Genomic DNA, 11711 nt, shown 5'->3' on the forward strand with positions numbered 1-11711 from the left:
AATATCTAAGCACAGTGTATCAAGAGTGACTTTTATTCTTGCTGAAATGTTCTCAAAAATTCAACTTTTAAACATAAAAAAGAGCCTCTATTGAGACTCTTTTTTATGTAAAGCTTTTAATTAACTTGCAGGTAATGGCGGTGGTGTTACAGGACCATCCTTTGGTGTTACATCAATCACTGGATTTTCAGCAACATATACCTTAGGTGGTTGTGGTTCACGACCTTCCATGATGTCACGGATTTGGTCACGATCTATGGTTTCCCATTCCATTAACGCTTTCACCATCGCATGAGCAATATCTTTCTTACTTTCCAAGATATCACGCGCCACTCTGTACTGTTCATCCAAAATACGGCGAATTTCACGATCCACTTCTAACTGTGTGGTTTCAGAAATACTGCGACTACCGATGCTGCCCATGAATGATTGCTGTGCATCTTCTTCATACACCATCACACCCATCTTGTCAGACATACCGTACTTCGTAACCATTGCACGCGCCATTTTTGTTGCACGTTCAAAATCGTTCGATGCACCTGTAGACATTTGATTAATGAATACTTCTTCAGCGATACGACCACCAAACAAAATTGAAAGTTCATTCAACATTTTGTCTTTATAATGGCTAGTTTGATCGAATTCAGGTAACTGCCAAGTCACACCCAAAGCCCAACCACGCGGCATAATGGTAACTTTATGCACAGGATCTGTACCTGGTAAACTTTCAGCAACAATCGCATGACCTGCTTCATGGTAAGCCGTAGCACGACGTTCTTCATCACGAAGCACCATCGATTTACGTTCAGGCCCCATGTACAACTTATCTTTTGCATCTTCAAAGTCATGCATATCGACAGTATTCTTGTTACGACGTGCTGCAAATAATGCCGCTTCGTTTACAAGATTTGCCAATTGCGCACCAGAAAAACCTGGTGTACCACGTGCAAGAACTTTGACATCCACACCTGTGACTGAAGGTAATTTCTTCATGTGAACATTTAAAATTTGTTCACGACCTTTAATGTCTGGAAGACCAACCATCACTTGACGGTCAAAACGACCCGGACGAAGTAACGCTTTATCTAGTACATCTGCTCGGTTTGTTGCAGCGATAACGATAATACCTTCATTACCTTCAAAACCGTCCATTTCTACCAACATTTGGTTCAGTGTTTGCTCACGTTCATCATGACCACCACCTGTACCCGAACCACGATGGCGACCGACAGCATCGATCTCATCAATAAAGATGATACATGGTGCATGACGTTTGGCTTGTTCAAACATATCACGGACACGGGACGCACCCACACCAACGAACATTTCAACAAAGTCAGAACCAGAAATACTAAAGAATGGCACTTTTGCTTCGCCAGCAATGGCTTTGGCAATTAGAGTTTTACCTGTACCTGGAGGACCCACCATTAAAACACCACGTGGAATACTTGCACCTAGGCGTTTAAATTTGGTTGGATCTTTTAAGAAATCGACAATTTCAACAACTTCTTGTTTAGCTTCATCACAGCCAGCAACATCACTAAATGTTACTTTAATTTGGTCTTCTGAAAGCATTTTTGCTTTAGATTTACCAAAACTCATTGGGCCGCTTTTACCACCTGCACCGCCACCCATGTTGCGCATAAAGAACATGAATAACAAAATGATTAAAAGTACAGGGAAGCTAGCGATAAGAAGCTGCATCAACAAACCTTGACGTGCAGGTGCAGTACCTTCTACGACAACATTGTTTTTAATGAGGCTTGGCATAAGGTCTGGATCTTGAATTGCAGGGCGAATACTTTCAAACTCTGAACCGTTTGTTTTTTCACCACGAATTCTTTCACCATCAATTGTGACTTGCTTAATTTGACCAGCATTCACAGCTGAAACAAACTCTGAATAATTCAGTGCAGTCGGTTGATTGCGGTCACTGATGTTACTGAAAATAAGGATCAGTACACCGAGTATAACCAGCCACAATACGGCATTCTTGAAGAGATCGCTCAAAGCTTTATTCCCATATCAATCTAATTTGATCATGCCCAAAATGGGTGACCTTAATTTAAGCTAAAGACCAGCTTTTGCAATATTTTAAAAAAGTACAAAATGCACAATTTTTAACGTCTTGGCAAGTAAACTTTATTTAGAAGCCTTCTTACGCCCCTGTCCGATCAAAAATACTTCTTTCGAACGGGCACGCGAAGCAGCAGGTTTTGCTGTTTTTAGTACATCAAAGCTATCTACAACTTGTTTACGGAATTCATCAAATCCAATTCCTTGGAAAACCTTAACTACAAATTGACCTTTAGGTCCTAAAACCTTATTGGCAAAATCTAAAGCAAGCTCACACAAGTAAATTTGACGAGGTTGATCTACAGCCTTATTACCTGATGTATTGGGGGCCATATCTGAAATTACAACGTCTACAGTCCGTCCATTTAAAATATTTAACAATTTTTCGAAAACTTCTTCCTCGCGGAAGTCACCTTGTAAAAAGGTTACATCAGGTAATGCATCCATTTCCAAGATATCAGAAGCGATAAGTAAGCCTTTATCACCCACCAGTTTTCCGGCAATTTGCGACCAGCTTCCTGGTGCAGCACCAAGGTCAACAACCGTCATGCCAGGTTTAATAATTTTGTATTTTTCTTGCATTTCAAGCAGCTTATAAGCAGCACGCGCACGATAACCTTCCTTTTGTGCTTTTTTCACAAAAGGATCGTCTAAATGCTCTCTCATCCAATCTCGACTACTTTTCGATAACTTTGGGTTGGTAATGCGTGTCGCCATAACTCTCTAAATAATAAAAAACTGCTAATTCATGATTGTACGTGAAAAATACATGCCTTGCAGTATACATCTGTATCTAAAACCGATCTTTGGTGATGTTTTTTTCAATAATTCAAATCGATTATTTCAACAGAATATAAAGCGTTTAAACTTGGCATTTGTTATACTAAGCCGTTTTTAAAATTAGGTTATCTTTATGGCGGCTTTATCAATTCATGAACGCAAACGTTTGCGTCAAATCGGACATGCGCTTAACCCTGTGGTTATGCTTGGTGGTCAAGGTTTGACTGAAAGTGTCATTGAAGAAACAAACCGCGCTTTAAATGATCACGAACTCATCAAAGTTAAAATTGCGGGTGAAGATCGTGAAGCTCGTACTGCTGCAATTAGCGAAATTGCTCAAGTAACTGGTGCTGAAGTTGTACAAACCATTGGTAAAATTGCATTGCTTTACAAAAAAGCAGCCAAACAAAATCCAAAACTTTCAAACCTTGTACGCCACGCAAATTTGTCTAACTAAGCTTTATGGCCAGTTACGAACTTAGCGCTTTTGATCGTCGCTTTCAATCTATTTCCCTCGTGGGAGCGATTGAACAACAAGGTCCATATACTTTAAATGTGGGCTATTGGTTACGTGATCCCAATCAACTCATGCAATGGCCTGAATTGGTGAATGGAAACCCACGCCAAGATTTCTTATGGGAACAAACCTGTTATGAAATTTTTATTGGCGTTCACGGTGAAGATTTCTATCGTGAGATTAACCTCTCGCCTTCACAAGCTTGGCAGGTTTATCAGTTTGAGGAATATCGCTATCCTGAAGATATGCCTCCTCAAACAGCAAATGATATTGAACTCAATCAGCTCAAACGCACACATTACGGTTTAAGTGTGAGTCTGGATCTAACCGAGTTTATGTTAAAGCACAAATTACAATGGGCGAATTTATTCTTAAGCTTAAGTGCTGTGCTCAAAACTTCGCAAGGTAATCAATACTATGCGATGCAGCATAGCAGCCCAAATGCAGACTTTCATAATAAACGTGATTGGCTGCATCAGTTCTAAGCTAGTGCATTAATATTCGATAAATAAAAAAGTGAGGCATAGCACCTCACTTTTTTATTGTCTGCGATTTACTCAGCTTGAATAAAACATCTTTTCAAATAGTGAGCAATGTGTCTAACATCCAGCTTCTTTATCCTGAGCAAGAAATACCCCTTCCCGCGGGGAAAAGGATTCATCTCTTTTAAAGAAGAACAATAGATCATAAAAAAGTGAACCATGCATTTTACATCGTTCACTTTTTTATTTTTTACATTTACATACGCAATTAACTTTTAAGCGCTGTATCACTCTCTGTTTTAGTGGCTTCGTCTTTTTGTGGAACCACTTTTTTCCATGCTTCCAAGGTATGCTCTTTCGAACGTTTCAATGTTTCAGTTAAAGTATCTTTATGTTTAACTGAAATTTGGCTGACATCTTCTTTTAACTCTTTACCCAGTTTTGATAAATCGCTAATGACAGCATTTAATTCAGATTTCACAAACTCTTTTAATTCGCCCAAATCTTTTGGTGAAAAATTTAATTGCTTTTTAATAAGTTCGATACGCTGAATAATATCTTGTTTCAAACTTTGGATTTGGTCTTGTACATTACTTTGTAACTCCTGAGCTTCAACCTTAATATTTTCAGCTGATTCAGCAACTGCTTCTGTTACTTTGTGCTGAGCTTCTTTAGAAGCCTGTTCCAATTTCTCAGCACTTTCAGTAACCACTGCAACCACTTCTGTTACTTTCTGTTGTGCTTCTTTAGAGACTTGTTCCAGCTTTTCAGCGCTTTCAGCAACCACTTCTTTTAATACTGTTTTAGCTTTAACCTGTTTTTGCTCTATAGTCATGATTTTGTTCCTGTAGTTATTAGATAAGAACTATAGCCTATCGCTATTTGATAAAATTTAAGTTTTGATTTGTCAGACAATTCTTATTTGCTTACATTTTATATACACAATCTAAAAGCAGACTCCCACATAAATTACAAGGCATTTATATTGCATATTCAGTATAAATTAAATGGACTTCAAGACACTTCGTCCGTATAATGCGCTGTTAAGTTCAAGCGAGCAGACATAGGAGGGTTGGTTAAAAAAATAGCCTTCCTTTTTTTTCGTCTTCTCGCTTTTTTACAGCCTAAATTTCAGGAGCTTTGGTTTGAGCACTCCCGCCATTTTAGCCCTCGCAGATGGAACGATCTTTAAAGGTACGTCTATCGGTGCATCGGGTAGTACGACTGGTGAAGTCGTTTTTAATACTGCCATGACTGGCTATCAAGAAATTTTGACTGACCCAAGTTATGCACAGCAACTTGTAACTTTAACTTACCCACATATTGGTAATACTGGTTGCAACGAAGAAGACGCTGAGTCAGGTCGAATTCATAAAGTATGGGCAAACGGTTTAATTATCCGTGACCTACCTTTATTGCATAGCAATTTCCGTGCTGATCAATCTTTAGGTGAATACCTAGAACAACACAATGTTGTTGCGATTGCTGATATCGACACACGTAAATTGACACGAATTTTACGTGCGAAAGGCGCGCAAAATGGTTGCATCCTTGCTGGTGAAAATATCACAGAAGAAGAAGCTTTAGAAAAAGCACGTGCTTTCGGTGGCTTGGATGGTCTAGACCTTGCTAAAGAATGCTGCGATCCAGAAGGTTTTGAATGGACGGAAGGTTCTTGGACACTGGGTCAAGGCTTCTCTCAACCTGAACTTAAATTCCATGTTGTAGCATATGATTACGGTGTCAAAACCAACATCTTACGTATGCTGACGGATCGTGGATGCAAACTGACTGTAGTTCCAGCTCAAACGCCTGCAGAAAAAGTTCTCGCATTAAATCCAGACGGTGTGTTTTTATCGAATGGCCCTGGCGATCCAGCTGCATGTGATTATGCAATTGAAGCTGTAAAAACGATTGTTGAAACCACTAACTTACCCGTATTTGGTATTTGCCTCGGCCACCAAATTCTAGCCCTTGCTTCTGGTGCTAAAACGGTAAAAATGCCGCATGGTCACCACGGTGCCAACCATCCTGTACAAAATCTTGAAGATGGTACAGTGATGATTACTTCTCAGAATCATGGCTTTGCAGTCGATATTGATACCTTACCTGCAAACCTAAAAGCGACGCATAAATCATTGTTCGATCAGACCCTTCAAGGTATGCATCGCACTGACAAACCAGCGTTTAGCTTCCAAGGTCACCCTGAAGCAAGCCCTGGCCCACATGACTGCGCACCATTATTCGATCATTTCATCGAACTTATCGAAGCATCTAAGAAGTAATTAAGGAAGCGATCATGGCTAAACGTACAGACATTAAAAGCATCTTAATTATTGGTGCAGGTCCGATTGTCATCGGTCAAGCATGTGAGTTCGATTACTCAGGTGCACAAGCATGTAAAGCACTTCGTGAAGAAGGTTATCGCGTTATTTTAGTGAACTCTAATCCAGCCACTATTATGACCGACCCAAGCATGGCAGATGCCACGTATATCGAACCGATTACTTGGCAGACTGTTGCACAAATTATTGAAAAAGAACGTCCAGATGCAGTCCTCCCAACAATGGGTGGTCAAACAGCATTAAACTGTGCGCTTGCACTGGATGAGCACGGTATTTTAGCGAAATATAATGTTGAATTGATTGGTGCGAGTAAAGATGCCATTGAAATGGCAGAAGACCGTAAATTGTTTGATGATGCGATGCGTCGTATTGGTCTTGAATGTCCACGTGCTGCTGTTGCAAGCAATATGGAAGAAGCATTCGAAATCCAAGCAAAATTGGGCTTCCCTTCGATTATTCGTCCATCATTCACCATGGGGGGTTCAGGCGGTGGTATTGCTTACAACCGTGATGAATTCATTGAAATCTGTGAACGTGGTTTCGACCTATCGCCAACTCACCAACTTTTAATCGATGAATCATTGATTGGTTGGAAAGAATACGAAATGGAAGTTGTTCGTGACAAAAACGACAACTGTATTATCGTCTGTGCGATTGAAAACTTCGACCCAATGGGTGTGCATACAGGTGACTCAATCACTGTTGCGCCTGCACAAACACTCACTGACAAAGAATACCAAATCATGCGTAATGCATCGATTGCTGTTCTGCGTGAAATTGGTGTTGAAACAGGTGGTTCGAACGTTCAATTCGGTATTAACCCGAAAGACGGTCGTATGGTTGTGATCGAGATGAATCCACGTGTATCACGTTCATCTGCACTTGCATCGAAAGCAACAGGTTTCCCAATTGCACGTATCGCTGCAAAATTGGCTGTGGGTTACACCCTTGATGAATTGAAAAATGACATCACTGGTGGTATTACTCCTGCATCATTCGAACCGTCAATTGACTATGTAGTGACCAAAATTCCTCGTTTTAACTTCGAGAAATTCCCACAAGCTGAAGCAATTTTAACCACGCAGATGAAATCTGTGGGCGAAGTAATGGCGATTGGTCGTAACTTCCAAGAGTCTATGCAAAAAGCGCTTCGTGGTCTTGAAGTTGGCGTGTGTGGTTTTGACGAACAAATTGCTGTTGGTGCTGAAGGCGCGCGCGAAAAGATTCTACATGAACTTAAAGTTCCGGGTCCTGAGCGTATTTGGTATGTGGCTGATGCCTTCCGTCACGGCTTTAGCTTAGACGAAGTTTTTGCTGCAACCAATATCGACAAATGGTTCCTGATTCAAATTGAAGACATCATTAAAACCGAAGAGCAAGTAAAAACACTTGGCTTTGGTGATTTAAATGCCGATAACATCCGTTCGTTCAAACGCAAAGGTTTATCTGACCTTCGTATTGCAGATTTGATGGGCATTTCGCAGAAACAATTCCGTAAACAACGTTGGAACTTAGGCGTAATGCCAGTTTATAAACGTGTGGATACCTGTGCTGCAGAGTTTGAATCTGACACTGCTTACATGTACTCAACTTACGATGAAGAATGTGAAGCAAATCCATCGACCAAAGACAAGATCATGGTGATTGGTGGCGGCCCTAACCGTATTGGTCAAGGGATCGAGTTCGATTACTGCTGTGTACACGCGGCCCTTGCAATGCGTGAAGACGGTTACGAAACTATTATGGTCAACTGTAACCCTGAAACGGTTTCTACTGACTATGACACATCAGATCGTTTGTACTTCGAACCAATCACTTTGGAAGATGTACTTGAAATCGTGCGTATTGAGAAGCCTAAAGGCATTATCGTACAGTACGGTGGTCAGACTCCGTTAAAATTGGCTCGTGCTTTAGAAGAAGCAGGTGCGCCAATTATTGGTACATCGCCTGACGCAATTGACCGCGCAGAAGACCGCGAACGTTTCCAGCAAATGATTCAACGTCTACAACTTCGCCAACCAAACAATAGCATTGTGAAATCTGCTGAAGAAGGTATGGCTGAAGCGTCTAAAGTTGGCTACCCACTGGTTGTACGTCCTTCTTATGTACTTGGTGGTCGTGCGATGGAAATCGTATACAACGACGACGAACTTAAACGCTACTTACGTGATGCCGTTCAAGCATCAAATGAAGCGCCTGTTCTTCTTGACCGTTTCTTAGATGACGCAATTGAAGTTGACGTAGACTGCGTATCTGACGGTAAAGACGTTGTGATTGGCGGTATTATGCAGCACATTGAACAAGCGGGTATTCACTCTGGTGACTCTGCATGTTCTATTCCTCCTTATTCATTATCAAATGAAGTACAGGATGAAATGCGCCGCCAAACCGTTGCGATGGCAAAAGAGCTTGGCGTAATTGGTTTAATGAACGTTCAGTTTGCAGTTAAAGGCAATGACGTTTATATTCTTGAAGTGAACCCACGTGCATCACGTACTGTACCGTTTGTTTCTAAATGCATTGGCGAATCATTGGCAAAAATTGCTGCACGTTGTATGGCGGGTCAATCTTTAGTATCTCAAGGATTTACTAAAGAAATTATCCCAACCCACTTTGCAGTAAAAGAAGCTGTGTTCCCATTCGCGAAATTCCCTGGTGTTGACCCTATTCTTGGCCCTGAAATGAAATCTACAGGTGAAGTAATGGGTGTTGGTAAAACTTTTGGCGAAGCGTTCTATAAAGCGGTACTTGGTGCCAATGAACGTTTACCAGGTCTACCAACTGAAGGTGAAATCAAGCATGCATTTATCTCTGTACGTGAATCAGATAAACCACGTGCAGTTGCAATTGCAAAACAACTGATCGATTTAGGCTTCAAGATTCTTGCGACTGATGGTACATTTAAGGTAATCAGCGAAGCTGGTCTTGAGTGTGAACGCGTGAACAAGGTTACTGAAGGTCGTCCTCACATTGTGGATCGCATTAAAAATGGCGAAATTCACCTTGTTATTAACACGACTGAAGGTAAACAGGCTCAAGAAGATTCATTCTCGATCCGCCGTTCAGCACTTCAAGGTAAAGTGTATAACACGACTACTTTGAATGGCGCAGAAGCAGTATGCCAAGCTCTAGCAATCCAATTACCAATGGATGTTTACCGCTTGCAAGACCTTACTAAAGACTAATTAAGTTACCGATAAGTCCCGTCACCTTATCGGTGGCGGGATTTTTTTATTTTTAATCTGTATTTTTTAATACATAACAACTGTGAGGGACAACAATGAAACGTTATCCTATGACACCTGAAGGCAAAATTGCCTTAGAGAAAGAATTACTTCAACTTAAATCGGTTGATCGTCCACGCATCATTGCTGCAATTGCTGAAGCGCGTGAACATGGGGATTTAAAAGAAAACGCGGAATACCATGCTGCTCGCGAGCAACAAGGCTTCTGTGAAGGTCGTATTCAAGATATCGAAGGTAAACTCGGCGCAGTTCAAGAAATTGATGTTAAATCACTTGAACAAAATGGTCGTGTTGTTTTTGGTGTGACGGTCACCATTGAAAACTTAGATACTGAAGAAAAGAAAACCTATAAAATTGTAGGTGATGACGAAGCAGACTTTAAGATCAACAAGATCTCTGTGAACTCACCGATTGCTCGTGGTCTTTTGGGTAAAAGCGAAGGCGATGAAGCAAAAATTACCACTCCCCAAGGTGAAGTGGAATATGAAATTGTGAAAGTTGAATATCTTTAATTTTTAAAGATTCATCGCTTTCTAAATCCCCTCTTTTGAGGGGATTTTTGTTTTTCATTCGATTATAATTCAATCAATAACATAAAATGACAATGAAAAATGGATGAGCGCTTAATACAAACTTTTTATTATGCAATTGGTGGAATCTTCCTAGGAGTAATGATTGCACTTGCATGGTCTTTTTATATTGATACCAATACAAGCTCAATACAAATTGTTTTAATTACTGCATTCATTTCAGCATTTTATGGTTTTCTGTTCCCCCATTTTGTCCCACATTGGTTTAAGGCATTTTGGAATTTTTTTACATAAGCTCAATTTAGTCTTACTTTTATAAATTATTAATTCTTACATCCCCCACTCTTTTTATTAGATAAATAACCCTGCTATAAAAGGGAGAGATATTTTTAAAAACTCCATCCAACTCATCTTTATCAAAAAACAGAACTATTAGGATATAATCCCCTAACCTCCCAATATTGTATTTTCATGTCTGAGCAACTGATTAACTCTCCTGTAAAACATTGGTGTGAATTCGAATTCATCTCGAAAACAGTGAAGAATCCCAATATCCATATTAAAGGGAATTACAGCTATTACAGTGCTTACTGGGATCAAGGTTTTGAGCGCTGTGTGGTGCGTTATCTGCACGACAAAGCTGCAACCATAGAGAAACCGATAGATCAGCTACATATCGGAAACTTTGTCTGTTTTGGCGCTGAATGCGTGATTATGATGGGCGGTAACCAATTACACCGTACCGACTGGATTTCAGCCTTTCCATTCGATACACGTAGTTTTGTCCCTGCTGGCGATACGATTATTGGCAATGGCTGCTGGATTGGCTCACGTGCCATGATTATGCAAGGGGTAACACTGGGCGAAGGTGCTGTGGTTGCAACAGGTGCTGTGGTGACTAAAGATGTACTGCCTTATGCAATTGTGGGTGGTGTGCCTGCTAAAGTGATTAAATACCGCTTTCCAACAGCAGATATAGAAAAACTGCTTTCACTTAAGTTGTATGACTTAGATGAAAAGCAGTTTTTAAAGATGCGGGAACAGTTGCAGACGGATGATGTTAACCAAATTATTACGTATTTAAAATTAATGAAATACTAATCATCCAACCATACATTTTCAGAGAGATATTTTTGATATTGACCTTGAAATATAAGATATTGCATTCCAATTCTTGGGTGTAAAGCATATTTATTTAAAAATTCATTATATTTAACTTGATAATTTTCATTATTGGTATTTGCTCTTAATTTCTCCAAATCCCTTACTTCTCTTAAATATTCAATTATTACAAGGGGCGTAATATTAAAATTCTCCTTAACTATATGAATAAATTCTTCAATATTAAAATTACCCATGGAAATCCCAGAAATATTTTCTGAACCAGGTTGCATTTTTTTGATTTTAACAGAAATATTCTCCATATCCCTAAGAGCATCTATGCGATTTTTAGAAAGGCCTAAAGCAATAAAAATATTTTTCTCTATTTTATCTTTTTTCAAAAGTGCATAAAGATTAATTGGTAGTGCTCAGATCCAACGTGTTTTATTTTAGAATACAACTGAAACCACACAAGCTGTAAATACTGACAATGATCATAGAAACTACAACCTACCTATGCACCCGCTGCCAATCAGCGAATATCTATAAGAATGGACACAATAAAAGTGGAAATGCACAGTTCAGATGTAAAGATTGTGGTCGTTCAAGTGTGCTCAAACCTAAAATTAAATATA

Annotated in this window: 11 protein-coding genes; 7 read left to right on the top strand and 4 right to left on the bottom strand. The window is 39.8% G+C overall.

Annotated elements, in window-relative coordinates; genetic code table 11:
- Positions 1 to 120: 120 nt before the first annotated feature.
- A complete protein-coding gene (gene ftsH / locus B9T30_RS14480; RefSeq protein WP_086185628.1) occupies positions 121 to 2010 on the bottom strand; it encodes an ATP-dependent zinc metalloprotease FtsH in 1890 nt (629 codons plus the stop codon).
- Between the two features lie 132 nt (positions 2011 to 2142).
- Positions 2143 to 2793, bottom strand: a complete 651-nt coding sequence (gene rlmE, locus B9T30_RS14485; protein WP_034696440.1) for a 23S rRNA (uridine(2552)-2'-O)-methyltransferase RlmE — start codon at positions 2791 to 2793, stop codon at positions 2143 to 2145.
- Between the two features lie 196 nt (positions 2794 to 2989).
- Between rlmE and yhbY the strand changes: the two genes are divergently transcribed.
- Positions 2990 to 3313 carry a ribosome assembly RNA-binding protein YhbY gene (gene yhbY, locus B9T30_RS14490; protein WP_004648235.1) on the top strand — a complete coding sequence of 108 codons (324 nt, stop codon included), beginning with the start codon at positions 2990 to 2992 and terminating at the stop codon, positions 3311 to 3313.
- 5 nt (positions 3314 to 3318) lie between these two features.
- Positions 3319 to 3858, top strand: a complete 540-nt coding sequence (locus B9T30_RS14495; protein ID WP_004648234.1) for a DOMON-like domain-containing protein — start codon at positions 3319 to 3321, stop codon at positions 3856 to 3858.
- 265 nt (positions 3859 to 4123) lie between these two features.
- Here the strand turns inward: B9T30_RS14495 and B9T30_RS14500 are convergent, their stop codons facing one another.
- The gene (locus B9T30_RS14500; protein WP_086185629.1) at positions 4124 to 4690 is read right to left on the bottom strand and encodes a hypothetical protein; all 567 of its coding nucleotides are present in this window, start codon (positions 4688 to 4690) and stop codon (positions 4124 to 4126) included.
- Positions 4691 to 5000: 310 nt separating this feature from the next.
- Here B9T30_RS14500 and carA point away from each other — a divergent pair, with 310 nt between their 5' ends.
- From carA to B9T30_RS14525, 4 genes are all read left to right on the top strand, one after another.
- On the top strand, positions 5001 to 6140 hold the full coding sequence (gene carA / locus B9T30_RS14505) for a glutamine-hydrolyzing carbamoyl-phosphate synthase small subunit (protein ID WP_086165445.1): 1140 nt from the start codon (positions 5001 to 5003) through the stop codon (positions 6138 to 6140).
- 14 nt (positions 6141 to 6154) lie between these two features.
- On the top strand, positions 6155 to 9385 hold the full coding sequence (gene carB, locus B9T30_RS14510; protein WP_086185630.1) for a carbamoyl-phosphate synthase large subunit: 3231 nt from the start codon (positions 6155 to 6157) through the stop codon (positions 9383 to 9385).
- A gap of 95 nt (positions 9386 to 9480) precedes the next feature.
- Positions 9481 to 9957 (top strand): transcription elongation factor GreA, encoded by a 477-nt coding sequence (gene greA / locus B9T30_RS14515; RefSeq protein WP_004648229.1) that lies wholly within the window; start codon positions 9481 to 9483, stop codon positions 9955 to 9957.
- A gap of 489 nt (positions 9958 to 10446) precedes the next feature.
- On the top strand, positions 10447 to 11076 hold the full coding sequence (locus B9T30_RS14525) for a CatB-related O-acetyltransferase (RefSeq protein ID WP_086185632.1): 630 nt from the start codon (positions 10447 to 10449) through the stop codon (positions 11074 to 11076).
- Here B9T30_RS14525 and B9T30_RS14530 read toward each other — a convergent pair.
- On the bottom strand, positions 11073 to 11477 hold the full coding sequence (locus B9T30_RS14530; protein ID WP_086185633.1) for a hypothetical protein: 405 nt from the start codon (positions 11475 to 11477) through the stop codon (positions 11073 to 11075). The two genes, B9T30_RS14525 and B9T30_RS14530, sit on opposite strands and share 4 nt — an antisense overlap.
- Before the next feature lie 89 nt (positions 11478 to 11566).
- Between B9T30_RS14530 and B9T30_RS16885 the strand changes: the two genes are divergently transcribed.
- On the top strand, positions 11567 to 11711 hold a 145-nt coding region (locus B9T30_RS16885; protein ID WP_413772575.1), incomplete at its 3' end, for an IS1 family transposase.

It is taken from the genome of Acinetobacter sp. ANC 4973 (assembly GCF_002135275.1).
GTDB lineage: Bacteria > Pseudomonadota > Gammaproteobacteria > Pseudomonadales > Moraxellaceae > Acinetobacter > Acinetobacter kyonggiensis.

What these genes read in the sequence shown, in the direction of transcription:
- rlmE (WP_034696440.1), bottom strand. Translation starts at nt 2,793, where the DNA reads ATGGCGACACGCATTACCAACCCAAAGTTATCGAAAAGTAGTCGAGAT.
- yhbY (WP_004648235.1), top strand. Translation starts at nt 2,990, where the DNA reads ATGGCGGCTTTATCAATTCATGAACGCAAACGTTTGCGTCAAATCGGA.
- B9T30_RS14495 (WP_004648234.1), top strand. Translation starts at nt 3,319, where the DNA reads ATGGCCAGTTACGAACTTAGCGCTTTTGATCGTCGCTTTCAATCTATT.
- B9T30_RS14500 (WP_086185629.1), bottom strand. Translation starts at nt 4,690, where the DNA reads ATGACTATAGAGCAAAAACAGGTTAAAGCTAAAACAGTATTAAAAGAA.
- carB (WP_086185630.1), top strand. Translation starts at nt 6,155, where the DNA reads ATGGCTAAACGTACAGACATTAAAAGCATCTTAATTATTGGTGCAGGT.
- greA (WP_004648229.1), top strand. Translation starts at nt 9,481, where the DNA reads ATGAAACGTTATCCTATGACACCTGAAGGCAAAATTGCCTTAGAGAAA.
- B9T30_RS14525 (WP_086185632.1), top strand. Translation starts at nt 10,447, where the DNA reads ATGTCTGAGCAACTGATTAACTCTCCTGTAAAACATTGGTGTGAATTC.